We start from the raw sequence: 25,877 nt of genomic DNA, 5'->3' as shown, positions 1-25,877 counted from the left end.
AGGTGGACGAAGGGTTGGCGAAGCGCTGCCCGGGCCGGTTCGATGAGCGCCGGGTAGCTGACCGCGCCTATCTTACCGAACGTGCGTGCTTTGGGGGCGCGTGACGGTCAGGCTTCGTGGTTTCGTGCGCGAATGCAGCAGAACTTCAGACCGGCAGATCGGCAGCCTGGATCAGGAACACGTTGTCGTCGCCGGCGCTGGTCGACAGCCAGACCAGATCGAGGCCGCCAAACGCTGCTTCCACGTGCTGCCGCTCATTGCCGATTTCAACGACCAGCACGCCGTCGTCGGTGAGCCAGTTGCGCGCGTCAGCGATGATGCGGCGCACGATGTCCATGCCGTCGGCGCCGCCCGCCAGCGCCATGTCCGGCTCGTGCCGGTATTCGGCGGGCAGCTCCTGCATGGACGCCGCGTTCACGTACGGCGGATTGCTGATGATCACGTCGTAGCGGCGCTCGGCGAGCGGCGCGTACAGGTCGCCCTCGAACAGCGCGATGCGGTCGTCGAGCTTGTAGTCCGTGACGTTGCGCGTGGCGACTTCCAGTGCGGGCGCGGACAGATCCACCGCGTCGATGTCCGCGTTCGGAAACGCGTGGGCCGCGAGAATCGCGAGGCAGCCGGAGCCGGTGCACAACTCCAGCACCGCGCTCACCTGCTCGGGATCTTCCACGTAGGGCTGCAAACCGTCCTGCAGCAATTCGCCGATGAACGAGCGCGGCACGATCACCCGTTCGTCCACATAGAAATGGAAACCGTGCATCCACGCTTCCTGCGTGATGTAAGCGGCCGGCACGCGCTCGGTGGCGCGGCGCTCGATCACGTTCAGCACGGCGTCGATTTCGGCGGCGCTCAAACGCGCGTCGAGAAACGGCTCCAGCAGATCGAGCGGCAGATGCAGCGTGTGCAGGATCAGATAGGCGGCTTCGTCGTAAGCATTGGCCGAACCGTGGCCGAAAGACAGATTGGCCTGGTTGAAGCGCGAAACCGCGAAACGCAGCAGGTCGCGAACGGTGGAAAACGGGAGCGTCATCGCAATAGTCCTTGGGTCACGCAATCAGTTGTTCGAGCACGCGGCGATACACGTTCTTCAGCGGCTCGATGTGTGCGACTTCGATATGTTCGTCGGTCTTGTGGATGCTGGCGTTCAGCGGGCCGAATTCGATCACCTGCGGGCAGATGCGCGCAATGAAGCGGCCGTCCGAGGTGCCGCCGGTGGTCGACAGTTCGGTGGTGACGCCGGTTTCGTCCCTGATCGCCGCGGCGAGCGCGTTCGACAGATCGCCGCGCGGCGTGAGGAACGGCAGGCCGCTCACGGTCCATTGCAGATCGTAGTCGAGCTTGTGTTTGTCGAGGATCGCGTGGACGCGGGCCTGCAACCCTTCCACCGTGCTCGCCGTCGAGAAGCGGAAGTTGAACATCACGTCCGCATGGCCGGCAATCACGTTGGTCGCCCCGGTGCCGCTGTGAATGTTCGACACCTGCCACGTGGTGGGCGGGAAATATTCGTTGCCGTCGTCCCAGCGCTCGGCGACCAGCTCGGCGAGCGCGGGCGCGAGCAGATGCACCGGATTTTTCGCCAGATGCGGATAGGCGATATGGCCTTGCACGCCCTTGACGATCAGCTTGCCCGACATCGAGCCGCGCCGGCCGTTCTTCACCATGTCGCCGAGCCGCGCACTCGACGTCGGTTCGCCGACGATGCAGTAGTCCATGCGCTCGCCGCGCGCCTGCAAGGCCTCGACGACCTTGATGGTGCCGTCGGTGGCGGGGCCTTCTTCGTCGCTCGTGATCAGGAAGGCGATCGAGCCGCGGTGCGCCGGGTGCGCGGCGACGAACTCCTCGCTCGCCACCACGAAGCCCGCGATCGACGCTTTCATGTCCGCCGCGCCGCGGCCGTACAGCTTGCCGTCGCGATGGGTCGGCTCGAACGGCGCCGAGTGCCATTGTTCGAGCGGGCCGGTCGGCACCACGTCGGTATGGCCGGCGAACGCGAGCAGCTTGCCCGCGGTGCCGTCGACGCCGCGTTTGACGGCCCACAGATTGGTGACGCCGTTCGATTCGATCGTCTCGTGCTCGAAGCCGAGCGCGGCCAGGCGTTCGATCAGGAGGCGCTGGCAATGCTGGTCGTCGGGCGTGACGGACGCGCGCGCGATCAGTTGTTCGGTAAGGGCGAGGGTGCCGGACATGGATTCGATACAAGCCACTTTGAAATGAAAAAATGCCGGCTGGCGGTTGAACACCGCAGCCGGCAACAGCTTTTTGAGTCACGCGGCCGGGGCCGCGTTTTTTACTACATGGCGCGATACGTTCGACGCATGCCCTGAGACTCGCGCCGAACTGACCGCGAGCCCAGGCATCCAGCACTGCACGCCAAACCAGGCGAGTCGCGCTTTGACCCAGGCAAACAGCCCTGCGCTCAGAAAAACAATACCGCTCTCATGCGAACAGCGCTGCGTACTCGTCCGCGGAAAAGCCGAGCGACTTGACGCGCCCGTTGACCACCAGCACCGGCCGCTTGATTACCGACGGCTTGTGGATCATCAACGCGATCGCGCCCGGCTGCGTATCCGCAGCGGCCTTCATGTCGTCGGACAGGCCGCGCCACGTGGTGCCGCGACGGTTCAGCAGCGCGTCGAGCTTCACGTCCTTCAGCCAGTCCTGCACGAGCGGCTCGGTCACGCCGTGTTTCTTGAAGTCGTGGAACTCGAACTCGACGCCGTGCTCTTCCAGCCACACGCGGGCTTTTTTCACGGTATCGCAGTTCGGAATGCCGTAGACGACGGTTTTGGTGCCGCGTGCCATCAGTCGCCTCGCAGCAGCTCGTTCAGGCCGACCTTCGCACGCGTCCTGGCGTCCACCTTCTTGACGATCACGGCGCAGTACAGGCTGTGCGTGCCGTCTTTGGACGGCAGGTTGCCCGCCACCACCACCGAGCCCGCAGGAATGCGGCCATACGTGACTTCGCCGGTTTCGCGGTCGTAAATCTTCGTGCTCTGGCCGAGGTACACGCCCATCGAGATCACCGAGTTTTCCTCGACGATCACGCCTTCCACCACTTCCGAGCGCGCGCCGATGAAGCAGTTGTCTTCAATGATCACCGGGTTTGCCTGCAGCGGCTCCAGCACGCCGCCGATGCCCACGCCGCCCGACAGGTGAACGTTCTTGCCGATCTGCGCGCAGGAACCGACGGTGGCCCACGTATCGACCATCGTGCCTTCGTCCACGTACGCGCCGATGTTGGTGTACGACGGCATCAGCACGACGTTCTTCGCGATGAACGAGCCGCGGCGCGCGATGGCGGGCGGCACCACGCGAAAGCCGCCGGCCGCGAAGTCTTCAGCGGTGTAGCTGGCGAACTTCGACGGCACCTTGTCGTAAAACTGGGAGTAGCCGCCGGCCGGCATCGGCGCGTTGTCTTCCAGGCGGAACGACAGCAGTACGGCTTTCTTCAGCCATTGATTGACGACCCAGTCGCCGTCTTTCTTCTCGGCGACGCGCAGCAGGCCCTTGTCCAGTTGCTCGATGGCGTGGGCGACGGCTTCGCGCACGTCGGCCGGAGCGGCCTTCGGCGACAGCTCGGCGCGGTTTTCCCAGGCGGTGTCAATGATCTGCTGAAGTTGTTGCGACATATGCGTGCTTTATCGAAGAGAGTTGAAGTCTGAAGAAGGGATGCGGTGCGCAGCGGCCGTTGACGAATCCTAACCCGCCAGCGCACGGCAAAAATCGACGATCCGCTGCGCGCCCTGCGTGCATTCGTCGACGTCGGCAACGAGCGCCATGCGCACGAAATTGCGGCCGGGGTTCACGCCGTGCGCAGTGCGCGCGAGGAACGAGCCCGGCAGAACCGTCACATTATAGTCGGCGTAGAGGCGCTGGGCGAACACGGTATCCGTGAGACCCGTGCGCGAGACGTCTGCCCACAGGTAGAACGCCGCGTCCGGCAGGCGCACGTCGAGCACCTCGGCGAGCATCGGCGTGACGGTGGAAAACTTCTGCAGGTACTTCGCGCGGTTCTCGCGCACGTGTGCCTCGTCGTTCCAGGCCGCGATGCTGGCGTTCTGGAACACCGTCGACAAGGCCGCGCCGTGGTAGGTCCGGTAGAGCAGGAAGTCTTTGAGAATCGCCGCGTCGCCCGCGACGAAGCCCGAGCGCATGCCAGGCACGTTCGAGCGCTTGGACAGGCTCGACAGCATGACGAGCCGCTCGAAACCGCGGCCGAGCTTATGGGCCGCTTCCAGGCCGCCGAGCGGCGGCTTGGCTTCGTCGAAGTAAATTTCGGAGTAGCACTCGTCCGAGGCGATCACGAAGCCGTAGCGGTCCGACAGCGCGAACAGCTCGCGCCAGTCGTCGAGCGTGAGCACCGCGCCGGTCGGATTGCCGGGCGAACAAACGTAGAGCAGTTGCGTGCGCGCCCAGATCTCGGCCGGCACCGCCGAATAGTCGCAGGCGAAGTTGCGCGCCGGGTCGCTATTCACGAAATACGGCTGCGCGCCGGCCAGAATCGCCGCGCCTTCGTAGATTTGGTAGAACGGGTTCGGACAGAGTACGATCGCAGGCTCGCCGCCGGCATTCTTTTGCGGGTCGAGCACGGTTTGGGCGAGGGAGAACAGCGCCTCGCGCGAACCCGATACCGGCAACACCTGGGTGGCCGGATCGACCGGCGGCAGGTTGTAGCGCTGTGTGACCCACTTCGCGATCGACTCGCGCAAGGCGGGCGATCCGCTCGTGGCCGGATACGCGGACAAGCCGCCGAGCGAGGCCACCACGGCGTCGCGGATCAGCGCGGGCGTAGGGTGTTTCGGCTCGCCGATGCCGAAGCTGATGTGCGCGAGGCCGGCGTTCGGCGTGACGTCCTTGAAAAGCGCGCGCAGCTTTTCGAACGGGTAGGGCTGAAGGGAGTCGAGTAGCGGGTTCACTGGGCGGATCGAGCCTGATCGAAGATGAGCGCTGATGGACGAAGGGAAAGCAGGGCACGCGCGCCGGCGATAAAACGCGCAAAGCGCGCGAGACGGACGGTAGCAACGGCGAGCGGATGATTATAGCGTGGCGGACGTATCGTGCCGCAGCGGTCGCGGGCGATCCGCGGCCGGGCCGTGAAGGGCCATTGAACGGTTGAGCAGGTGAAGGACATCGCGTCGTCGAGCAACGGCGCAACCCGCCAGGCGGCGCAGGCAATGCGCTGCAGCGGGAACGGCGCGAACCGCCGACGGTTCGCGCAAGAAAGAAGCAGGAGCAGCAATGTACGTAGCGGTCCCGCAGACAACTGGACAGAACAGGCGCAGGAGCGCCGCGGTCCCCGGTCTGAACATCTCGAACGACTCGAACATCTCGAACGACTCGAACGACTCGAACGACTCCGCAAGGAGCCTCGCACCATGACCAGCTGGCTTCGCAACAGTTGGCCGACGCTCGCGATCATGCTCGGCGCGTCCGTGTGGGGCATGATCTGGTATCCATTGCGTATGCTGGCGGCGCTCGGCGTGACCGGCACGGCGGCCAGTGCGCTGACGAGCGGCGCCGGCTGCCTGTTCGTGCTGCTGGTGCGCTATCGAACCCTCAGGACCGTGCGCTGGCACTGGCTGCTGCCGGCGCTCGCGCTGGCGGCGGGCATTACCAACCTCGGCTTCGTGTGGGGCTCGATTCACGGCCAGGTGATGCGCGTGCTGCTGCTGTTCTATCTCACCCCGGCGTGGACCGCGCTCTTCGCGCACTTCATCCTGCATGAACGGCTCACCTGGGCGGGCGCGGGTCTCGCCGCGCTGTCGCTCGTCGGTGCGATGACCATGCTGTGGTCGCCGCAACTGGGCATTCCGGTGCCCGGCAATCTCGCCGAATGGGCGGGCCTCGCGGGCGGCATGGGCTTTGCCATGAGCAACGTGCTGATCCTCAAGACGAGCCGCGTGCTGCCTGACATGAGGCCGGAAATGCGCACCGCGACGATCTTCGGCGGCGCGGCGATTTTCAGCGCCTGTGCTTCGCTATTCGAGGCGATGCCCGCGCCGCCCACCGGCGCGCATCTCGGCACGGCCGCGTGGCTGGTGCTCGGCCTCGGTTTCCTGCTGGCGTCGAACAATATGCTGGTGCAGTACGAACTCGCGCGCGTGCCGGCCAACCGCGCGTCGATCATCATGCTGTTCGAGATCGTGGTCACGGCGTTGTCGGCGTGGCTCTTCGCCGGCGAGACGCCCGGGCCGCGCGAATGGGCGGGCGGCGTGTGCATCGTGCTGGCCTCGGCGCTCTCCAGTTGGGTGCATCGGACCAGGGCGATGCCGCCCGATCCGGCCATTCAGGACGCGAGCCCCGCCGGCGATCGCGGTGCCGACCCCGGCGAGCGCAAGGACGGCAAGAACCGCCCACGCGCGATGGTATGATTGCCCCTCATTGGCCGACGCATGCTTCACCGCATGAAGCCGGCACCCGAGGCCCGAGGGTTCGCGGGCCGTGTCGCTCTATCGGCGAACGGCTGGCGCGGCCTTCACGAGCCACCCATTTTTTCCCTTTTCAAACAGCGAAATCGCCGTGCGTCTGACCTCGATCAAACTCGCTGGCTTCAAGTCATTCGTCGATCCCACGCATTTCCAGGTTCCGGGCCAGCTAGTCGGCGTGGTCGGACCGAACGGGTGCGGCAAGTCCAACATCATCGACGCCGTGCGCTGGGTGCTCGGCGAATCGCGCGCCTCCGAACTGCGCGGCGAGTCGATGCAGGACGTGATCTTCAATGGCTCGACCGCGCGCAAGCCCGGCAGCCGCGCCAGCGTCGAACTGGTGTTCGACAACGCCGACGGCCGGGCCGCGGGCCAGTGGGGCCAGTATGCCGAAATCGCCGTCAAGCGCGTGCTCACGCGCGACGGCACCTCGAGCTACTACATCAACAATTTGCCGGCGCGTCGCCGCGACATTCAGGACATCTTCCTCGGCACCGGTCTCGGGCCGCGCGCATACGCGATCATCGGGCAGGGCATGATCGCGCGCCTGATCGAGGCGAAGCCGGAAGAGCTGCGCGTGTTCCTCGAAGAAGCCGCGGGTGTGTCGAAGTACAAGGAACGCCGCCGCGAAACCGAAAACCGTCTGCACGACACGCGCGAAAATCTGACACGGGTCGAGGACATCGTCCGTGAACTGGGCGCGAACCTCGAGAAGCTGGAAGCGCAGGCCGTGGTCGCCACGCGTTACAAGGAACTGCAGGCCGACGGCGAAGAGAAGCAGCGGCTCTTGTGGCTATTGCGCAAGAACGAAGCCGGTGGCGAGCAGGAACGCCAGCAGCGCGCGATCGAACAGGCCCAGATCGACCTCGAAGCGCACACCGCGAAGCTGCGCGAAGTCGAAGCGCAACTCGAAACGCTGCGCGTCGCGCATTATTCCGCGAGCGACGCAATGCAGGGCGCGCAAGGCGCGCTCTACGAGGCGAATTCGGAAGTCAGCCGGCTCGAAGCCGAGATCAAGTTCATCGTCGAATCGCGCAATCGGGTGCAGGCGCAGATCGCCGCGCTGAACGCGCAGCGTGAGCAATGGCAGTCGCAGGCGCAAAAAGCGCAAGACGATCTCGCGGACGCCGAAGAACAACTGGCGGTGGCCGAAGAAAAAGCCACACTGGTCGAAGACGAAGCCGCTGCCAAACACGACGCGATGCCCGCGCTCGAAGCTCGCTGGCGCGACGCGCAAACCGAACTGAACGCCGAGCGTGGCGGGATCGCTCAGACCGAACAGGCGCTCAAGCTCGAAGCCGCGCATCAGCGCAATGCCGATCAGCAATTGCAGCAACTGCAGGCGCGTCACGAGCGGTTGAAGTCGGAAGCGGGCGGTCTCGACGCACCCGACGAAGCGCAGCTCGAAGACCTGCGCATGCAGCTTGCCGAGCACGAGGAAATCCTGCACGACGCGCAAACGCGTCTGGCCGACGCGCAGGAAACGCTGCCGCGCCTCGACGGCGAGCGCCGCGCAGCGCAGGAGCGCGTGCAGGCGGAAAGCTCGCAGATTCATCAGCTCGACGCGCGCCTTGCCGCGCTCAAGCAGTTGCAGGAAAACGTCCAGACCGAAGGCAAGATCCAGCCGTGGCTCGAAAAGCACGAGCTGAACGGCCTGCCGCGTCTGTGGAAGAAACTGCATGTCGAAGCCGGTTGGGAAGCCGCGCTCGAAGCCGTGCTGCGCGAGCGGCTCGCCGCGCTCGAAGTGTCGAACCTCGACTGGGTCAAGGCCTTCGCCACCGACGCGCCGCCCGCCAAGCTCGCTTTTTACGCGCCGCCTGTCGCCGGTCAGCCTGCCGCCACGCCGCCTGCGCTGCGGCCGCTGCTGTCGCTGGTGCGGATCGACGACGCGGGCATCCGCGCGGTGCTGAACGACTGGCTCGGCCTTTCGTTCGTCGCCGACGATCTGCAGCAGGCGCTCGCCATGCGCTCGCAATTGCCGGAAGGCGGCTCGTTCGTCGTCAAGGCGGGGCATGTGGTGACGCGCGTCGGCGTCCAGCTGTATGCCGCCGACTCCGAGCAGGCCGGCATGCTGGCCCGTCAGCAGGAAATCGAAAATCTCGCGCGTCAGGTTCGCGCCCAGGCGTTGCTCGCGGACGAAGCGAAAGCCGCCGCGATCCGCGCCGAAGCCGCACACACGCAGGCCGCGCAGGCATTGACCGACGTGCGCCAGCAGGCGGAGCGCGCCACGCAGCGCGTGCACGCGTTGCAAATGGACGTGCTCAAACTCACCCAGGCGCACGAGCGTTACACCCAGCGCAGCACGCAGATTCGCGAGGAACTTGCAGAGATCACCGCGCAGATCGAAGAGCAGCGCGCCATGCGCGCGGAGTCGGAAGCGAACTTCGAGCGTCATGACGGTGAGCTCGCCGAACTGCAGGCGCGTTTCGAAGATCATCAACTGGCGTTCGAAGCGCTCGACGAAGAACTCACCGCCGCGCGCGGCCAGGCGCGCGATCTGGACCGTGCCGCTACCGACGCGCGCTTTGCCGCGCGCAACATGGCGAACCGCATCGACGAACTGAAGCGCAGCATTCAGGTCGCGCACGAGCAGAGCGAGCGTGTCGCGGCGTCGCTGGAAGACGCGCGCGCCGAGCTGGAAACCATCAACGAGCAGACCGCGCACACCGGCTTGCAGGACGCGCTCGATATTCGCGCCGTCAAGGAAGAAGCGCTGCACGCCGCGCGCCTCGAACTGGACGATCTCACCGCCAAGCTGCGTGCCGCCGACGAAACGCGTCTGACGGCCGAGCGCGCGTTGCAGCCGCTGCGCGACCGCATCAATGAACTGCAGTTGAAGGAACAGGCGGCGCGCCTGAACGGCGAGCAGTTCATCGAGCAACTTGCCGCGGCCGGCGTCGATGAGGCGCAGTTGCAGGCCAAGCTCACGCCGGACATGAAGCCGTCGTATTTGCAGGGCGAAGTCACGCGCATCAACAACGCCATCACCGCGCTCGGCCCGGTCAACATGGCCGCGCTCGACGAACTGAAGGCGGCGACCGAGCGCAAGTCGTTCCTCGACGCGCAGTCCACCGATCTGAACAGCGCGATCGAAACGCTCGAAGACGCCATCCGCAAGATCGACGCGGAAACGCGCACGCTGCTGCAAGGCACCTTCGATCAGGTGAACCAGCATTTCGGCGAACTGTTCCCGCGTCTGTTCGGCGGCGGCCAGGCGAAGCTGATCATGACCGGCGACGAAATTCTCGACGCCGGCGTGCAGGTGATGGCGCAGCCGCCGGGCAAGAAGAATTCGACGATTCACCTGCTCTCGGGCGGCGAAAAAGCGCTGACCGCCACCGCGCTGGTGTTCGCGATGTTCCAGCTGAACCCCGCGCCGTTCTGTCTGCTCGACGAAGTGGACGCGCCGCTCGACGACGCCAACACGGAACGTTTCGCGAACCTCGTGCGGGCGATGTCGGACAAAACCCAGTTCCTGTTCATCTCGCACAACAAGATCGCGATGGAAATGGCGCAGCAATTGATCGGCGTGACCATGCAGGAGCAGGGCGTGTCGCGCATCGTGGCCGTCGACATGGAAACGGCCGCGGGTTTCGCCCAGAATATCGTTTGAGTTTCGCTTGAATTGCGCTTGAATTGCGCTTGAGTCGGGAATCGCGGGTGTCCGCGTTCAGCGCAGCGGCCGGTGGCCGCGCGACACGTGGAGCGGGCGCTAGGCCGCGCAGATAAAAGAATTGCTGATGGAGCATGCATGGACGAGTTGACACTCGGTTTGATCGGCGCGGGTGCCGTGGTGGTCGGGGGCGTGGTCGTGTACAACGCGTGGCAGGGCGCGAAGGTGCGCCGCAAGATGCCGCGGCCAATGCCGGCCGACGCCGCGGAAAACTTCACGCGGGACGATCAGGAGGAACAGAGCCCGTTCATCGAGCCGGCTCGGCCCACCATGCGCCGCGAACCGGTGGTGGGCACCGAAGCGGCGGAGCAGACCGCGTCGGCGCGCGTCGAGCCGACGTTCGGCAGCCCCGCCGCGACGGCCGCGCCGCTCGATACGCCGGCCGATATCCAGGCCGAAACGACCACGCCGAATGGCTACCCGGAAGCCGAGGGCGTGGCTCAAGCCGAAGGCGGCGATCATGCGGAGGCCGGCAAGACCGCGCCGGCCGCCCGCCAGGACGACGAGCCGGTCGAACCGATTCTGCCCGCCGCCACGACGATTTCATCGGCGCCGCCGGCTATCGTCGATCGGCGCATCGACTGTATCGTGCCGATCCGCCTGAACGGCCCGGTTGCCGGCGACAAGGTGATTCCGCTTGCGCAGCGCCTGCGCCGCGCGGGCAGCAAGCCGGTGCATATCGAGGGCAAACTCGAAGGCGGCGCGTGGGAACTGCTGCAAAACGGCGCGCGTTATGAAGAGTTGCGCGCGGCCGCGCAATTGGCGAACCGCAGCGGCGCGCTCAACGAACTGGAGTTTTCCGAGTTCGTGACCGGCGTGCAGCAATTTGCCGACGCGCTGGATGCCTCGCCGGAATTCCCGGACATGCTGGAAACGGTCGCGATGGCGCGCGAACTCGACGGCTTCGCCGCGCAGTGCGACGCGCAGTTGTCGATCAACGTGCTCTCCGATGGCGCGCCGTGGTCCGCCAACTACGTGCAGGCAATCGCCTCGCAGGACGGCCTACTGCTGTCGCGCGACGGTACGCGTTTCGTCAAGCTCGACGCGCGGCAAAGCCCGGTGTTCATGCTGCAATTCGGCGATACTAATTTCCTGCGCGACGACCTGACCTACAAGGGCGGCCAGATGATCACGCTGGTGCTCGACGTGCCGGTGGCCGACGAAGACATCCTGCCGTTCCGCCTGATGTGCGACTACGCGAAATCGCTGGCGGAGCGCATTGGCGGGCGGGTGGTCGACGACGGCCGGCGTCCGTTGCCTGAAACCGCGTTGCTCGCAATCGAAAAGCAGCTCATGACCCTCTACGCGAAGCTCGAACAGGCGGGCATCCCGGCGGGTTCGCCGGCCACGCGCCGGTTGTTCAGCCAGTAATTTCTACGTTTTACCGGTGTCCGCAGCGGCCGCACGATGTGCGGCCGCTGTCGTTTCAGGCGCCGCGTTCGCACGCGCCGTTCGCGTGGACGCGCCGCGCGCCGAAACTGGCCATTCGGCCGATGTAAAGGGGCACGCTTCCTGCGATAATCCAATGTCTGAATTTCACTGAAGAACCGTCCGACAGCATGGCCCGAACCCCCGTCTCACCTCCCGCAACCAGCGCCCCGGCAGAGCGTGCCGCGTGGCTGCGCGCGGAACTCGAACGCGCCAATTACGCGTACTACGTGCTCGACCAGCCGGACCTGCCCGACGCGGAATACGACCGGCTGTTCAAGGAACTCGAGAGCATCGAGACGGAACATCCCGACCTGATCGTGCCGGATTCGCCCACCCAGCGCGTGGGCGGCGAGGCGGCGAGCGGTTTCGAGCCGGTTGTGCACGAGCAGCCCATGCTGTCGCTGAACAACGGTTTCGCGGACGAGGACATCGTCGCGTTCGACAAGCGCGTTGGCGACGCGCTCGGCAAGAATGCGAGCGAGCCGCCGGTGCCGGTCGAATACGCGGCCGAGCTGAAGTTCGACGGCCTCGCCATTTCGCTGCGTTATGTCGACGGCGTATTCGTCCAGGCGTCCACGCGCGGCGACGGCACGACCGGCGAGAACGTCACCGAAAACGTCCGCACCATCCGCTCCATTCCGCTCAGGCTCAAGGGCAAACGCGTGCCGCACGTGCTCGACGTGCGTGGCGAAGTGCTGATGTTCAAGCGCGATTTCGAACGTCTGAACGAACGCCAGCGGGCCGCGGAACAAAAGGAGTTCGCCAATCCGCGCAATGCGGCGGCGGGCAGCTTGCGGCAGCTCGATTCGAAGATCACCGCGCAGCGGCCGCTGTCGTTTTTCTCTTATGGAATCGGCGTGCTCGAAGGCATGGACATGCCGGCCACGCACAGTGAACTGCTCGACTGGTACAAGGAGCTCGGCTTGCCGGTGAACGGCGAACGGGCGGTGGTGCACGGCGCGGAGGGTTTGCTGGGCTTTTTCCACGCCGTTGGTGAAAAGCGCGAGAAGCTGCCGTACGACATCGACGGGGTGGTCTACAAGGTCAACCGGCGCGATGAGCAGGAGGCGCTCGGCTTCGTGTCGCGCGCGCCGCGTTTTGCGCTGGCGCACAAATTCCCCGCGCAGGAAGCGCTCACCCGGCTGGTCGCGATCGACGTGCAGGTCGGCCGCACCGGTGCGGTCACGCCGGTGGCGCGGCTGGAACCGGTGTTCGTGGGCGGCGCGACGGTCACGAATGCCACGCTGCACAACGAAGACGAGGTGCGCCGCAAGGATATCCGCATCGGCGACACGGTGATCGTGCGGCGTGCCGGCGACGTGATTCCCGAAGTGGTGAGCGCGCTGCTCGACCGGCGCCCCGACGACGCCCGCGAATTCGTGATGCCCACGCATTGCCCGGTATGCGGCTCGAACATCGAGCGGCTGCCGGACGAGGCGATTGCGCGCTGTACCGGCGGCCTGTTCTGTCCCGCGCAGCGCAAGCAGGCGTTGTGGCATTTCGCGCAGCGGCGCGCGCTGGATATCGACGGCCTTGGCGAAAAGATCATCGATCAACTGGTCGAGCAGAATCTGGTGCGCACACCGGCCGATCTGTTCAACCTCGGCTTCGCGACGCTCGCCGAACTCGACCGCTTTGCCGAGAAGTCCGCGCAGAACCTGCTCGATTCGCTCGAAAAGGCCAAGCACACCACGTTGGCGCGTTTTATCTACGCGCTCGGGATTCGCCATGTGGGCGAGTCGACGGCGAAAGACCTGGCCAAACATTTCGGCTCGCTGGATCCGATCATGGACGCGTCGGTCGAAGCCTTGCTGGAAGTCAACGACGTCGGGCCGGTAGTGGCCGAGTCGATTCATCAGTTCTTCGCCGAAGAGCACAACCGCACGGTGATCGAACAACTGCGCGCGCCGGGCCGGGTCACGTGGCCGGAGGGGCCGCCCGCGCCCAAAGCGCCGCAAGGCGTCTTGGCCGGCAAGACGGTGGTGTTGACCGGCACCTTGCCGAGCCTCGCCCGCGAAGAAGCGAAGGAAATGCTGGAAGCAGCGGGCGCGAAAGTGGCTGGATCCGTGTCGAAGAAAACGGATTATGTGGTGGCGGGGGCCGAAGCGGGCAGCAAGTTGGCCAAGGCCGAGGAACTCGGCATTCCCGTACTCGACGAAGATGGTATGCGTAAGCTCCTGGAGGGGCAGTTATGATCCGCGAAATTCTCAAGATGGGCGATCCGCGCCTGTTGCGCATTGCCGATCCGGTCGATCACTTCGACACGCCCGAACTGCATGAACTCGTGAAGGACATGTTCGAGACCATGCACGACGCCAACGGCGCGGGCCTCGCCGCGCCGCAGATCGGCGTCAATCTGCAGGTGGTGATCTTCGGCTTCGGCCACAACGAACGCTATCCGGACGCGCCGCCGGTGCCCGAAACCGTGCTGATCAACCCGACCATCACGCCGGTCTCGCAGGACATGGAAGAGGGCTGGGAGGGTTGCCTGTCGGTGCCGGGCCTGCGCGGCGCGGTGAGCCGGTTTTCGATGATCAAGTATCACGGTTTCGACCAATACGGCAAACCGATCGATCGCGTCGCGGAAGGTTTTCATGCGCGCGTCGTGCAGCATGAATGCGATCACCTGATCGGCAAGTTGTATCCAATGCGGATCAACGACTTCGCGAAGTTCGGCTTCACGGAAGTGCTGTTTCCGGATATGGATCCGAATAGCGACGACTGACGTCTCGCGTTCGGCCTGCGATAGGGCGGCGGGCGAACGCGTGTTTTGCCGCCGTTGCCGAAGTCGTTCCAGCCGCCAAGGCCACCACCTTCCCGGGGTGGTGCTGTCTCCCTGACATCCCCCTCGATTTTCCCCGCGCGAGCACCATCAACGGTCCGATGCTGACGCTGACAGCCGCCGGTTTCAATCCGCGCGGACAGCCTGCTTGTACTGAGCGTCGGCAAGACGCGCGCCGCGCCCGCGACGATCCGGATCGGACGCGAGAATGCTGCAACAGGCTCGCGATTATGCCGACCGGCAGCCGGCAATGCGCGACCGCGCAGCCCCGGCACAAGGGAGTGTCCAGCCTGCGGTGGCAGGCGGCTACGTGTTCTGAAGTGCGCGTTGCCGGCCGGGCAGGCACTTGAGGCTCGCGCCCGGCGTCATTCAGGCTGATGAATGGCTGGGTGCCTGAAAGGCCGCTTCATTGGCAACAGCCCCACGTTTTTCTTCGAAAACGTGGGGCTGTTTTTTGTGCGGCTGACTTGTCAAGGCCGGCGCGGATGCTTATCGCGCCGTCGGTATCCGGCGCACAGCGTCAGAACGATTCGTCGGCTGCGAGGTAGCGCCATTGGCCCGGCGGCAGCGCGCCCAGCATCACATGGCCCATCCGCACGCGCTTCAGGCCGATCACTTCGAGGCCGACCAGTTCGCACATGCGGCGAATCTGACGCTTCTTGCCTTCGCGCAGCACAAAACGCAATTGCTCGCCGTTCTGCCAGCTGACCTGTGCCGGCTTGAGCGGCACGTCGTCGAGCGAGAGGCCATGCCGCAGCAGCGCGAGGCTTTCCGGCGGGAAGTGGCTTTCGACGTCGGTCGTGTGCTCGCCGAATGCCACGCGCACGAGATACTCCTTGTCGATCTCCGAATGGCCGCCGACCAGCCGCTTCGCGATACGGCCGTCCTGCGTCAGCACCAGCAGGCCCGTCGAATCGATGTCCAGCCGCCCGGCCGGCGCAAGCTGGCGCAAATGCGCAACGGAGAAGCGGATGTTCGAGCGATCGCCTTCCCAGCGGTTTTCCGGCGTGACCAGCGTGATGGCCGGCTGGTAACCGTCTTCCGCCTGACCGGAGACGAAGCCCACCGTCTTGTGGATCAGCACGGTCACCTGGCTCGCCTGTGCGGCTTCGGCGGCAGGGTCGATCTCGATACGCTGGTCCGGACGAACCTTGGTGCCGAGCGTGTCGATGCGCTCGCCGTCCACCAGCACCCAGCCTTTCTCGATCCATTCGTCGGCTTCGCGGCGCGAGCACAAGCCGAGTTCGGACATCAGCTTGGACAGGCGCAGGGTGCCGGGTGCGTCTTCGTAATCGCGACGCGGTGTGCGCGGCGCATCGCCGGCAGCGGCGTCGCGTTTTGTATGGGCGGCGGGCGATGTGCCGCGAGGCTTGTCGGCGCGTGCGGGCCGGTCGTCTCCGAAGCGGCGCGGGGCAGTCGGCAGCGATCTGTCGAAACCGCGTGCCGGCCGTTCGCCACGTTCCGCGCGCTCGCCGCTGCGGGGAGCGCGATCGCCGAACTCGCGTTTGGCCGGCGCGCGTTCGCCGCGATCGTCCCGCGGGGCGCGTGCCGGACGGTCCGAGCGGTCGGTATACGCGCCTTTGACGGGTTTGGCGAAGCTGCGCTCACGGTGCTCCGGCGAACCGCGGTCGTTCTCAAAACGGCGCGGCGTGGTATCGCCGCGCGGAGCCCGGTCACCGCCAGAGCGCGGCCGATCGGTGCTTCCGCTCGCCGCGCTGCGTACTGGACGCTCGCCGCGAGCTCTGCCTTCCGGCGGTCGGCCTGCGCTGCCTTCGACGCGGCGTGGTGCGCGTTCACTGCGCTCGGCGCTGCCTTCGAAACGGCGTGGTGCGCGTTCGCTGCGCTCGGCACTGCCTTCGAACCGGCGCGGTGCGCGTTCGCTGCGCTCGGCGCTGCCTTCGAAACGGCGTGGTGCGCGTTCGCTGCGCTCGACACTGCCTTCGACGCGACGAGGTGCGCGTTCGCTGCGCTCGGCGCTGCCTTCGAAACGACGAGGTGCGCGTTCACTGCGCTCGGCGCCGCCTTCGACGCGACGAGGCGCGCGTTCGCTACGCTCACCGCCACCCTCGAACCTGCGCGGTGCACGCTCACCATCGTCTCGACGCGGACCGCGACCACTTGCGCCTTCGAAACGCCGCGGCGCGCCGCCGCCGTCCTCACGCCGCGGCGCCCGGTCCGACGGCGCCCGGCGCGCTGCGCCCGCACCACCCGCATCACGCTCGCGTGAGAACGACCCTTCAGCGCGCGGCGCGCGCGCGCCTGCACCCGCCGGCTTACCGCCGGTCGGCCGCTTGCCGCCCGCCGGAGCGGCACCGGCCCGCTTGCCCCGCGCGTCGCCGGAATCCGTCGCTACAGACGGTTTCGGTCCCGCCGGCCGCGTCGGCTTACGCGCCGAGGTGCTTCCGGTACGGACAGGGGCGCGTTCGGACGAAGCCGGCCGCGGGTGCTTGGCTGTTAATTTGACTCGCATGAAATCTCACACTGCAATCGCGCGCAGCAGTTCGGTCTCGACCTGAATTTGCAGACGGCTGTCCGACAGACCGTGTCCATCCAGCAGAAACACGTCTTCGACGCGTTCGCCAAGCGTATTGATCCGCGCCGAAGCGACGCCGACCCGATGCTCGGCCAGCACACGCGCGATCGAATAAAGAAGGCCCGGCCGGTCGTTCGCCGACACGGACAGGATGTAGTATTGGCCGCGCTCGTCGGCCCGGAGATCGACGCGCGGCGTAACAGGGAAGGTCCGCGACAGCCGCGACAGACGGCCTTTTGACGGTCCCGGAAGCAGGGTGCCGTCACCGGTGAGGCGGGCGGTCAGCTCCTGTTCGACCAGATTGGCAATATCGCGATAATGCACGTCTTCTTCGGTATGCGCGACGAGGAAATTGTCTAGCGCGTACCCGTGACGGGTTGTGCTGACCCGCGCATCGAGCACCGACAGGCCATTGCGGTCGAAATAAGCGCAAATGCCGGCGAACAGATCGGGCTGATCCTTCACATAGACCAGCACCTGGAGCGCCTCGCCGATCGGCGAAGGGCGGGCCCGCACGATCGGCGTGGGCGTTTCGACGTGGCGGTACAGCACGCGCGTTTGCCACGCGATATCCGCCGCGTCGTGACGCAGGAAATAGCCGATGTCGAGCTTGTCCCACAGCGCCTTTTGCGCGCCTTCCGGCACGGTTTCGAGACGCAGGAGCGCCAGCGCTTCTTCCTGGCGGGACTTCAGCTCAGAATGCGCGTCCGGCCGCGCGCCGCCGAGTACGGCGAGCGTGGCGCGGTACAGGTCTTCGAGCAGCTTGCCTTTCCATGTGTTCCAGACTTTCGGGCTGGTGCCGCGAATGTCGGCCACGGTCAGCAGGTAGAGCGCCGTGAGGCGGCGCTCGGTGCCGACCAGTTCGGCGAACCGCTTGATGACTTCCGGGTCGCTCGTATCCTGCTTCTGCGCGACCTGGCTCATCGTCAGATGCTGCTGGACCAGCCACACCACCAGTTCTCCGTCTTCACCCAGGATACCGTGATTGCGGCAGAAGCGCCGCGCGTCGGCCATGCCGAGCGTGGAGTGGTCGCCGCCGCGGCCCTTGGCGATGTCGTGAAACAGCGCCGCCACGTACAGCACCCACGGCCGGTCGAAGTTCGCGATCAACTGGCTGCAGAACGGATATTCGTGCGCGTGCTCGGCCACGGCGAAGCGCCGCAGATTGCGCAGCACCATCAGAATGTGCTGGTCGACCGTGTAGACGTGATACAGATCGTGCTGCATCTGTCCGACAATGCGCCGGAAGTTCAGCAGATAGCGCCCCAGCACGCTGGTCTGGTTCATCAGGCGCAGCGCGTGAGTGATGCCGGCCGGCTGCTTCAGGATGTCCATGAAAAGGCGCCGGTTTTCCGGGTCCCGCCGCCAATGTTGATCCATGATGTCGCGCGCGTTGTAGATCGCGCGCAGCGTGCGCGCCGACAGACCTTTCACGCCGGGCGTCTGTTCATACAGCAGGAAGGCCTCGAGGATCGCGTTCGGCTCGCGCTGGAACACGTCGTCGCTGGCGATTTCCAGCATGCCCTGCTTCTCGACGAAGCGGTCCGACAGCACACGCGTGATGCCGCTCGTGCTCGGAAAGAGCTGCGCCTCGATGTTCTGGATCAGGATCGTGGCGAGCTGCGTGACAGCCTTGGCGGACCAGTAATAGCGCCGCATGAGCTGCTCGCTCGCGCGTTTGGTGGCGGTCGGCTTGTAGCCGAAGCTCTCGGCCACCGGCGTTTGCAGGTCGAACACCATGATGTCCTGACGGCGCCCGGCGATCACATGCAGCCGCGCGCGCAGCGCTTTCAGGAAACCTTCGTTGCGGCGCAATTCGCGTGCTTCGCGCTCCGTGATCAGGCCGCGCGCTTCGAGCTCGCGCCAGCTGCTGCCGAAGCCGGCCGCCTGGGTGATCCATAGAATCAGCTGCAGATCGCGCAGGCCGCCCGGGCTTTCCTTGATGTTGGGCTCGAGCGAGTAGGGCGTATCCTGGAATTTGGCGTGGCGCTGGCGCATTTCCAGCACTTTGGCCTGGAAAAAAGCCTTCGGGTCGAGCGCTTCGCGGTAACGCCTCGCGAAGTCGTCGAACAGCGCGGCGCTGCCGGTAATGCGCCTTGCTTCGAGGAGCGAGGTGCGCACCGTGACGTCGTTGGCGGCTTCTTCGAGGCATTGCGATACGCTGCGCACGCTGCTGCCGAGCTCCAGCCCCAGATCCCAGGCGAGGCTGATAAAGCGCTCGATGCGGGCTTCCAGATGCTCCATCGGCGTGTCGGGCAGCAGGACCAGAATGTCGATGTCCGAATGCGGCGCCAGCTCGCCGCGCCCGTAGCCGCCCACCGCGAGCAGGGCCAGTTCTGCCGGCAGTTCGCAGGTGTTCCAGGCGGCGCGCAGGGAGTCGTCCGTGGCGCGCGCCAGCGAGGCCATCAACGCGTCGACGTTGGTGGCCGTCCTGAAGCGTTCCAGCAATTGGGCTTTGGCCACTTTGTACTCCGCCTTGAGCGACCTGGCAGGGGATTGGGCGAGGGCTGGAACACTACTCATTGGCAGGCGGGGCGATGGGTTCGGAGGTCGGTCAGGCGGTGGCCGCGACGATTGGCGGACGCGCGGGCGTGCCGGCGGAAACGGTCAGCACGTCATAGCCGGTCTCCGTGACGAGCACGGTATGCTCCCATTGCGCCGACAGGCTGCGGTCTTTGGTCTTGACGGTCCACTGGTCCGGCATGGTGCGGATGTCGCGGCGGCCGGCGTTGATCATCGGCTCGATCGTGAAGATCATGCCGGTCTGCAATTCGAGCCCGGTGCCGGGACGGCCGTAGTGCAGGATCTGCGGGTCTTCGTGGAACACCGTGCCGATGCCGTGGCCGCAGTATTCGCGCACCACGCTGTAGCCCTGGCCTTCCGCATGTTTCTGGATGGCATAGCCGATATCGCCGAGATGCGCGCCCGGGCGCACCTGGTCAATGCCGAGCCACATGCATTCGAACGTGGTCTGCACCAGACGCCTGGCCATGATCGAGCCTTCGCCGACGATGAACATGCGGCTGGTGTCGCCGAAATAGCCTTCCTTGATGACGGTGACGTCGATGTTCAGCGCGTCGCCGTTTTTCAGCGTCTTATCGCCCGGAATGCCGTGGCAGATCACGTCATTGACGGAAATGCAGGTGGCTTTCGGATAGGGCGGATAGCCGGGCGGCTGATAGTTCAGCGGCGCCGGAACCGTGCCCTGTTCCTTCAGCATGTATTCGTGGCACAGGCGGTCCAGTTCGCCGGTCGTGATGCCGGCCGTGACGAACGGCGTGATGTAGTCGAGCACTTCGCTAGCAAGTTTGCAGGCGACGCGCATCTGCGCGATATCGTGTTCGTTTTTGAGCGTAATAGCCATGAGTCGGGCCTGAAATGCGATTTATTGCACGATTATCGCACCATATTCCTGCCGCCGCAGGCTTTTGCGCCAGCGGATGCGGCTGTCGTGGGCCTTTATACGGGCGTGTTCCGGGCAACTGACGCAGGCGTCGCGGGCCATCGGGCGTGTGCCCGCGCTGGCGCTGCGCCTTGTCTGCGTCAGCCGCGGCGGGCGATCGGTTCGAGCAGATGGCGGGCATGAAGGTGCAACCCGCTGGCGGCGATCGGGGGCTACCGGGCAGGTTGAGTCGTGCAATAGTCGCGTGCTATAATCTTTGGCTAAGTCGATCTCCGTCTCGCTTATTGCTTCATATGGGCTTCATAGGAGTAAAAAAGAAGCAAAAAAGCGGCGGGAATGGCTTCTCATGGCGCTGGTTGCCTGCGCCATGGGGCAGGAAAGTGTCACGAAGGAAAGTGTCACAAGGCAGCAGACTCGCAAGCCGGCGCATCCAGGGTGTCCGCCGCGTTCAGCCAGATAGATGAAATGGCGGCGCGGCCGATACGGCAGCCGGCTTAAGACCCAACCCTCGCGGAGATTTTCATGGCAGTTACCATGCGTCAAATGCTGGAAGCCGGTGTCCACTTCGGTCACCAAACGCGCTTCTGGAACCCGAAGATGGCCCCGTTCATTTTCGGTCATCGCAACAAGATCCACATCATCAACCTCGAAAAGACGCTGCCGATGTACAACGACGCGCTGAAGTACGCGCGTCAACTGGCAGCGAATCGCGGCACCATCCTGTTCGTGGGCACGAAGCGTCAATCGCGCGACACGATCGCTGAAGAAGCGCAACGCGCCGGCATGCCGTACGTCAACGCACGCTGGCTCGGCGGCATGCTGACCAACTTCAAGACGCTGAAGGTTTCGATCAAGCGCCTGAAGGACATGGAAGCCGCGCTGGAAGCAGGCGAAACCGAGCGTATGAGCAAGAAGGAAGCGCTCCTGTTCGAACGCGAAATGGCCAAGCTGCAAAAGTCGATCGGCGGCGTGAAGGACATGGGCGGCATTCCGGACGCGATCTTCGTGGTCGACGTCGGCTACCACAAGATTGCCGTGACCGAAGCGAACAAGCTCGGCATTCCGGTCATCGCCGTGGTCGATACGAACCACTCGCCGGAAGGCATCGACTACGTGATCCCGGGTAACGACGACGCCTCCAAGGCTGTCGCTCTGTACACGGCTGGCGTGGCTGACGCGATCGTCGAAGGCCGTGCGAACGCGGTCAACGAAGTGGTGCAGGCTGCACGTGGCGGCGACGGCGACGAGTTCGTCGAGGTCAACGCGGAAGCGTAAAGCTGCCCCGTGTCCGGCAAAAAAGGGGGCTTTCTACAGGCCCCCTTTTTTTAAGCCGCGACATTGTAGTGGGGCGCGGCCGGCAGTCTCTCGAGCGGTGCCCCGAGCGTTGTCCGTAAAAAAGTACGCGCAACGCTGAAACGAATTCTTGCCGCCGGCATCGAAATGCGGGCGGCGTGTGACAGACGGAACTCAAGGAGCAAATGATGGCGGCAATTACCGCAAGCATGGTTGCAGAACTGCGCGCAAAGACCGACGCGCCGATGATGGAATGCAAGAAAGCGCTGACGGAAGCCGACGGCGACATGGCGCGCGCTGAAGAGCTGCTGCGCGTGAAGCTGGGCAACAAGGCCAGCAAGGCAGCGTCGCGCGTGACGGCTGAAGGCGTGGTCGCATCGTTCATCGGCGGCAACGCGGGTTCGCTGGTCGAGCTGAACTGCGAAACCGACTTCGTTTCGAAGAACGACGACTTCCTGGCTTTCTCGAAGAAGGTCGCGGAGTTGGTCGCTACGCAAAACCCGGCTGACGTCGCCGCGCTGTCGGCACTGCCGCTGGACGGCTCGACGGTCGACGCAGTGCGCCTCGCGCTGGTCGGCAAGATCGGCGAAAACCTGTCGATCCGCCGTTTCGTGCGTTTCGACACAGCCAACAAGCTGGCAGCCTACCTGCACGGCACGCGTATCGGCGTGCTGGTCGAGTACACGGGCGCCGACGAGCAGGTTGGTAAAGACGTGGCAATGCACATCGCCGCAATGAAGCCGGTTTCGCTGTCGTCGGAAGACGTGCCGGCGGAACTGATCGCCAAGGAACGTAGCATTGCCGAGCAGAAGGCCGCGGAATCGGGCAAGCCGGCTGAAATCGTCGCGAAGATGGTCGACGGCAGCGTGCAGAAGTACCTGAAGGAAGTTTCGCTGCTGAATCAGACGTTCGTTAAGAACGACAAGCAGACAATCGAACAGATGCTGAAGGCCGGCAACGCGAGCGTCCAGAAGTTCGCGCTGTTCGTGGTCGGCGAAGGCATCGAGAAAAAGCAGGACGACTTCGCAGCTGAAGTGGCCGCTCAAGTCGCTGCTGCAAAGCAACAATAAGCCTCACCCAAGCATCACTGTTGTACCGTTGGACCCGCGGCGGAGCAAGACTTTGCCGCGGTCGGCAGCGCCGCAAGGCTGCACGCGGGTTGACCCCCGCCGCGCAGCCGCCGCTGGCGAACCTGGGGTTCGTCAATTTGGCGACGCTTGCCCGAATCAGCATTTCACCCCTACATTAGTCCCTTGTTGTTGCCCTGTTCTGCGCGATCTGGATACCCCTATGCCCACTGCCTATAAACGCGTCCTGCTCAAACTCTCCGGTGAAGCTCTGATGGGCGACGATGCCTTTGGCATCAATCGCGCGACCATCGAACGAATGGTGGCGGACGTGGCCGAAGTGGTCCGTCTCGGAACGCAGCTGGCCGTGGTGATCGGCGGCGGCAATATTTTTCGCGGCGTCGCGGGCGGCGCGGCGGGTATGGATCGCGCCACGGCCGACTACATGGGCATGCTGGCCACCATGATGAACGCCCTGGCGCTACAGGACGCCATGCGCCACGCCGGCATCGAGGCGCGCGTGCAATCGGCGCTGCGCATGGACCAGGTGGTCGAGCCGTACATCCGGCCCCGCGCGATTCGCCAGCTCGAAGAAGGCAAAGTCGTGATTTTCGCGGCCGGCACCGGCAACCCGTTCTTCACGACCGACACGGCCGCCGCGCTGCGCGGCTCGGAAATCGGCGCGGAAGTCGTGCTGAAAGCCACCAAGGTGGACGGCGTCTATTCCGCCGACCCGAAGAAAGACCCGAGCGCGACCCGCTACACCACGATCAGCTTCGACGAGGCAATCGGCCGCAATCTGCAGGTCATGGACGCCACGGCGTTCGCGCTGTGCCGCGACCAGAAGCTGCCGATCCGCGTGTTTTCGATCGTCAAGCCGGGCGCGCTCAAGCGCATCGTACAAGGTGAGGACGAAGGCACGCTCGTCCACGTGTAAACTCTCGTTCACATAACGTGGGCTTTGACGCGAGCCCGGGTCGCCGCATCTTGCGCGCGCCGGCCGGCTCGCACCGTTTTGAAGGTTCGGAGGTTTAAAAATGTCTGTGGCTGATATCAGAAAGGGCGCTGAACAAAAGATGCAGCGCTCCATCGACGCGTTCAAGAACGACCTGTCGAAGATCCGCACGGGCCGTGCGCACACGGGCCTGCTGGATCACATCCAGTGCGACTACTACGGTTCGCCGGTGCCGATTTCGCAAGTGGCGAACCTGACGCTGATCGACGCCCGCACGATCGGCGTGCAGCCGTGGGAAAAGAAGATGGTTCCGGTTGTCGAAAAGGCGATCCGCGAGTCGGACCTCGGCCTGAACCCGGCCACGCAAGGCGACGTGATCCGCGTACCGATGCCCGCGCTGACCGAAGAACGCCGCCGCGAACTGACCAAAGTGGTCAAGAGCGAAGCGGAAACGGCCAAGGTGGCGGTGCGCAACCTGCGCCGCGACGCCAACGAGCAACTGAAGAAGCTCGTGAAAGACAAGGAAATTTCGGAAGACGACGAGCGCCGTGCGGGTGACGACGTTCAGAAGCTGACGGACAGGTTCGTCGCCGAAATCGACAAACTCGTCGTGACGAAAGAAGCCGAGATCATGACGGTCTGAGGCCGCTCGCCTCAACACTGTCACGATTTTCACTTCTTTATTTGCAGTCACTGTCCCGACGGCCATGACCTATACCAGCTCAACCGTGCGCGTGCCTGATGTCGCCGCGGTGCCGCGACATATCGCGATCATCATGGACGGCAACGGCCGTTGGGCCACCCAGCGGCGCCTGCCGCGCGTGGCGGGCCATACGCGCGGCGTCGACGCGGTGCGTGCGGCCGTCGAGGCGTGCGCCCGTCAGGGTGTCGAATATCTGACGCTGTTCGCTTTCAGCTCGGAAAACTGGCGCCGTCCCAACGACGAAGTGTCGTTCCTGATGCGCCTGTTCGTGACCGCGCTGGAGCGCGAGATCGGCAAATTGCACGCGAACGGCATCCGTTTGCGCGTGGTGGGCGATCTGTCGCGCTTCGACACACGCATCCGCGACCTGATCAGGCGCGCGGAGACCAAGACCGCGCGCAATACCCGTCTGACGCTCACGATCGCCGCGAACTACGGCGGCCGCTGGGACATCATGCAGGCCACCCGCAAGCTCGCCGAGCAGTCGGCGCTGGCGGGCAAGGCGGTCGAAGTGACCGAGGAATCGTTCGCCGAGCACCTCTCAATGGCTTATGCGCCGGAGCCGGACCTGTTCATCCGCACCGGCGGCGAGCGCCGGGTCAGCAACTTCCTGCTGTGGCAGCTTGCCTACACCGAGTTCTACTTCACAGACACATTCTGGCCGGATTTCGACGCCGACGCGCTCGGCCACGCCATCGCTTCGTACGCGGAGCGCGAACGCCGCTTCGGCCGCACCAGTGCTCAACTCGAGCCGCAATCGCAAAACGTCGATTCGCTTCCATGCTAAAAACCCGTGTCATCACGGCGATCATCCTGCTGGCGGTATTCCTGCCGGTCACGTTGTTCGCGCCGGTGGGCGCGTTCGGCGCGCTGATCGCCTTCGTCGTCGTGTTCGCCGCATGGGAATGGGCGCGTCTGCTCAAACTGGGCGGTGCGGGCCCGGTCATTTACGCGCTGGTGGCGGCGGTGGCGCTGGTCGCCAGCACGCGCCTCGGCGCCGGCATCGAGCAGGCGAGGCCGCTCTTTCAGGCGGCCGCGATTTTCTGGGTGGTCGCCGGTCCGTTCGTGCTGCTGCGCAAGCCCACGTTGTCGCAGGGCGCCTGGCGCCCCTTTCTGTTTCTTGCCGGCATTGTGATATTCGTCGCGTGCTGGCATGCTCTCGTCGCCGCGCGCATGCAGGGCGTGCCGTTCGTGCTGTCGTTGCTGCTGTTGGTATGGCTGGCCGATATCGGCGCATACTTCTCCGGAAAAGCGTTCGGAAAACACAAGCTGGCGCCTGCCATCAGTCCGGGTAAGACTTGGGAAGGCGCAATCGGCGGCTGGTTGGCGGTGATGATCGTCGCGGCGGCGGCGGTCTTTTTGCATGCGTTCGAGCCGACCCTGTATTCTGCGTTGCTGGCGCATTGGGGCGCCGTGCGCACATTGCTCGCCCTGACCCTGCTGGTCGTGTTCAGCGTGGTGGGCGACCTGTTCGAATCCATGATGAAACGCCAGGCCGGGGTGAAAGATTCAAGCGGCCTGTTGCCGGGGCACGGTGGCGTGCTCGACCGCATCGACGCATTGTTGCCGGTGCTGCCGCTTGCCATGCTGCTGCTCGGCTAGAGAAAGAGAT

The 25,877-nt window shown here is 64.9% G+C and carries 20 protein-coding genes; 11 read left to right on the top strand and 9 right to left on the bottom strand.

Annotation, left to right across the window (positions count from 1 at the left end; genetic code table 11):
- Positions 1-145 precede the first annotated feature (145 nt).
- From prmB to BXE_RS13615, 6 genes are all read right to left on the bottom strand, one after another.
- Entirely contained in the window at positions 146-1,030 is an 885-nt protein-coding gene (prmB, locus tag BXE_RS13640) for a 50S ribosomal protein L3 N(5)-glutamine methyltransferase (RefSeq protein WP_011488880.1), read from the bottom strand.
- A gap of 16 nt (positions 1,031-1,046) precedes the next feature.
- Positions 1,047-2,186, bottom strand: a complete 1,140-nt coding sequence (gene dapE / locus BXE_RS13635; RefSeq protein ID WP_038458706.1) for a succinyl-diaminopimelate desuccinylase — start codon at positions 2,184-2,186, stop codon at positions 1,047-1,049.
- Positions 2,187-2,436: 250 nt separating this feature from the next.
- On the bottom strand, positions 2,437-2,802 hold the full coding sequence (locus BXE_RS13630; RefSeq protein WP_011488878.1) for an ArsC family reductase: 366 nt from the start codon (positions 2,800-2,802) through the stop codon (positions 2,437-2,439).
- Positions 2,802-3,629 (bottom strand): 2,3,4,5-tetrahydropyridine-2,6-dicarboxylate N-succinyltransferase, encoded by an 828-nt coding sequence (dapD, locus tag BXE_RS13625; protein ID WP_011488877.1) that lies wholly within the window; start codon positions 3,627-3,629, stop codon positions 2,802-2,804. Before dapD ends, BXE_RS13630 begins: the two co-directional genes overlap by 1 nt.
- 69 nt (positions 3,630-3,698) lie before the next feature.
- Complete coding sequence (gene dapC / locus BXE_RS13620; RefSeq protein WP_011488876.1) at positions 3,699-4,916, bottom strand: succinyldiaminopimelate transaminase; 1,218 nt, start codon at positions 4,914-4,916, stop codon at positions 3,699-3,701.
- Positions 4,913-5,239 carry a hypothetical protein gene (locus BXE_RS13615; RefSeq protein WP_011488875.1) on the bottom strand — a complete coding sequence of 109 codons (327 nt, stop codon included), beginning with the start codon at positions 5,237-5,239 and terminating at the stop codon, positions 4,913-4,915. The genes dapC and BXE_RS13615 overlap by 4 nt, the downstream gene beginning before the upstream one ends.
- 136 nt (positions 5,240-5,375) lie before the next feature.
- Here BXE_RS13615 and BXE_RS13610 point away from each other — a divergent pair, with 136 nt between their 5' ends.
- From BXE_RS13610 to def, 5 genes are all read left to right on the top strand, one after another.
- The gene (locus BXE_RS13610) at positions 5,376-6,371 is read left to right on the top strand and encodes a DMT family transporter (protein WP_011488874.1); all 996 of its coding nucleotides are present in this window, start codon (positions 5,376-5,378) and stop codon (positions 6,369-6,371) included.
- A gap of 148 nt (positions 6,372-6,519) precedes the next feature.
- Complete coding sequence (gene smc / locus BXE_RS13605; RefSeq protein WP_038458710.1) at positions 6,520-10,038, top strand: chromosome segregation protein SMC; 3,519 nt, start codon at positions 6,520-6,522, stop codon at positions 10,036-10,038.
- Positions 10,039-10,176: 138 nt separating this feature from the next.
- A complete protein-coding gene (locus BXE_RS13600) occupies positions 10,177-11,469 on the top strand; it encodes a cell division protein ZipA C-terminal FtsZ-binding domain-containing protein (protein WP_011488872.1) in 1,293 nt (430 codons plus the stop codon).
- Positions 11,470-11,657: 188 nt separating this feature from the next.
- Positions 11,658-13,724, top strand: coding sequence for an NAD-dependent DNA ligase LigA (ligA, locus tag BXE_RS13595; protein WP_011488871.1), 2,067 nt, complete (start codon positions 11,658-11,660; stop codon positions 13,722-13,724).
- Complete coding sequence (gene def, locus BXE_RS13590) at positions 13,721-14,254, top strand: peptide deformylase (RefSeq protein WP_007181426.1); 534 nt, start codon at positions 13,721-13,723, stop codon at positions 14,252-14,254. Before ligA ends, def begins: the two co-directional genes overlap by 4 nt.
- Before the next feature lie 577 nt (positions 14,255-14,831).
- Here def and BXE_RS44275 read toward each other — a convergent pair.
- From BXE_RS44275 to map, 3 genes are read right to left on the bottom strand one after another with little or no spacing between them, the layout of a single operon-like run.
- The gene (locus BXE_RS44275; protein ID WP_011488870.1) at positions 14,832-16,781 is read right to left on the bottom strand and encodes a pseudouridine synthase; all 1,950 of its coding nucleotides are present in this window, start codon (positions 16,779-16,781) and stop codon (positions 14,832-14,834) included.
- Positions 16,782-16,787: 6 nt separating this feature from the next.
- Positions 16,788-19,367, bottom strand: a complete 2,580-nt coding sequence (locus BXE_RS13580) for a [protein-PII] uridylyltransferase (RefSeq protein ID WP_011488869.1) — start codon at positions 19,365-19,367, stop codon at positions 16,788-16,790.
- 31 nt (positions 19,368-19,398) lie between these two features.
- The gene (gene map, locus BXE_RS13575; protein ID WP_011488868.1) at positions 19,399-20,208 is read right to left on the bottom strand and encodes a type I methionyl aminopeptidase; all 810 of its coding nucleotides are present in this window, start codon (positions 20,206-20,208) and stop codon (positions 19,399-19,401) included.
- Positions 20,209-20,769: 561 nt separating this feature from the next.
- Here map and rpsB point away from each other — a divergent pair.
- From rpsB to BXE_RS13545, 6 genes are all read left to right on the top strand, one after another.
- Positions 20,770-21,522, top strand: coding sequence for a 30S ribosomal protein S2 (rpsB, locus tag BXE_RS13570; protein ID WP_007181432.1), 753 nt, complete (start codon positions 20,770-20,772; stop codon positions 21,520-21,522).
- Between the two features lie 206 nt (positions 21,523-21,728).
- Positions 21,729-22,610, top strand: coding sequence for a translation elongation factor Ts (gene tsf / locus BXE_RS13565; RefSeq protein ID WP_011488866.1), 882 nt, complete (start codon positions 21,729-21,731; stop codon positions 22,608-22,610).
- Positions 22,611-22,830: 220 nt separating this feature from the next.
- On the top strand, positions 22,831-23,544 hold the full coding sequence (gene pyrH / locus BXE_RS13560) for a UMP kinase (protein ID WP_011488865.1): 714 nt from the start codon (positions 22,831-22,833) through the stop codon (positions 23,542-23,544).
- A gap of 100 nt (positions 23,545-23,644) precedes the next feature.
- Complete coding sequence (gene frr, locus BXE_RS13555) at positions 23,645-24,205, top strand: ribosome recycling factor (RefSeq protein WP_007181435.1); 561 nt, start codon at positions 23,645-23,647, stop codon at positions 24,203-24,205.
- Positions 24,206-24,269: 64 nt separating this feature from the next.
- Entirely contained in the window at positions 24,270-25,052 is a 783-nt protein-coding gene (gene uppS / locus BXE_RS13550; protein WP_011488864.1) for a polyprenyl diphosphate synthase, read from the top strand.
- Positions 25,046-25,867, top strand: coding sequence for a phosphatidate cytidylyltransferase (locus BXE_RS13545; protein ID WP_011488863.1), 822 nt, complete (start codon positions 25,046-25,048; stop codon positions 25,865-25,867). Before uppS ends, BXE_RS13545 begins: the two co-directional genes overlap by 7 nt.
- Positions 25,868-25,877 lie beyond the last annotated feature (10 nt).

It is taken from the genome of Paraburkholderia xenovorans LB400 (genome assembly GCF_000013645.1).
Taxonomy (GTDB): domain Bacteria; phylum Pseudomonadota; class Gammaproteobacteria; order Burkholderiales; family Burkholderiaceae; genus Paraburkholderia; species Paraburkholderia xenovorans.
This window is presented reverse-complemented; position numbering and strand designations above follow the sequence as displayed.

What these genes read in the sequence shown, in the direction of transcription:
- prmB (WP_011488880.1), bottom strand. Translation starts at nt 1,030, where the DNA reads ATGACGCTCCCGTTTTCCACCGTTCGCGACCTGCTGCGTTTCGCGGTT.
- dapE (WP_038458706.1), bottom strand. Translation starts at nt 2,186, where the DNA reads ATGTCCGGCACCCTCGCCCTTACCGAACAACTGATCGCGCGCGCGTCC.
- BXE_RS13630 (WP_011488878.1), bottom strand. Translation starts at nt 2,802, where the DNA reads ATGGCACGCGGCACCAAAACCGTCGTCTACGGCATTCCGAACTGCGAT.
- dapD (WP_011488877.1), bottom strand. Translation starts at nt 3,629, where the DNA reads ATGTCGCAACAACTTCAGCAGATCATTGACACCGCCTGGGAAAACCGC.
- BXE_RS13610 (WP_011488874.1), top strand. Translation starts at nt 5,376, where the DNA reads ATGACCAGCTGGCTTCGCAACAGTTGGCCGACGCTCGCGATCATGCTC.
- BXE_RS13600 (WP_011488872.1), top strand. Translation starts at nt 10,177, where the DNA reads ATGGACGAGTTGACACTCGGTTTGATCGGCGCGGGTGCCGTGGTGGTC.
- ligA (WP_011488871.1), top strand. Translation starts at nt 11,658, where the DNA reads ATGGCCCGAACCCCCGTCTCACCTCCCGCAACCAGCGCCCCGGCAGAG.
- def (WP_007181426.1), top strand. Translation starts at nt 13,721, where the DNA reads ATGATCCGCGAAATTCTCAAGATGGGCGATCCGCGCCTGTTGCGCATT.
- BXE_RS44275 (WP_011488870.1), bottom strand. Translation starts at nt 16,781, where the DNA reads ATGCGAGTCAAATTAACAGCCAAGCACCCGCGGCCGGCTTCGTCCGAA.
- BXE_RS13580 (WP_011488869.1), bottom strand. Translation starts at nt 19,367, where the DNA reads ATGAGTAGTGTTCCAGCCCTCGCCCAATCCCCTGCCAGGTCGCTCAAG.
- map (WP_011488868.1), bottom strand. Translation starts at nt 20,208, where the DNA reads ATGGCTATTACGCTCAAAAACGAACACGATATCGCGCAGATGCGCGTC.
- rpsB (WP_007181432.1), top strand. Translation starts at nt 20,770, where the DNA reads ATGGCAGTTACCATGCGTCAAATGCTGGAAGCCGGTGTCCACTTCGGT.
- tsf (WP_011488866.1), top strand. Translation starts at nt 21,729, where the DNA reads ATGGCGGCAATTACCGCAAGCATGGTTGCAGAACTGCGCGCAAAGACC.
- pyrH (WP_011488865.1), top strand. Translation starts at nt 22,831, where the DNA reads ATGCCCACTGCCTATAAACGCGTCCTGCTCAAACTCTCCGGTGAAGCT.
- frr (WP_007181435.1), top strand. Translation starts at nt 23,645, where the DNA reads ATGTCTGTGGCTGATATCAGAAAGGGCGCTGAACAAAAGATGCAGCGC.
- uppS (WP_011488864.1), top strand. Translation starts at nt 24,270, where the DNA reads ATGACCTATACCAGCTCAACCGTGCGCGTGCCTGATGTCGCCGCGGTG.
- BXE_RS13545 (WP_011488863.1), top strand. Translation starts at nt 25,046, where the DNA reads ATGCTAAAAACCCGTGTCATCACGGCGATCATCCTGCTGGCGGTATTC.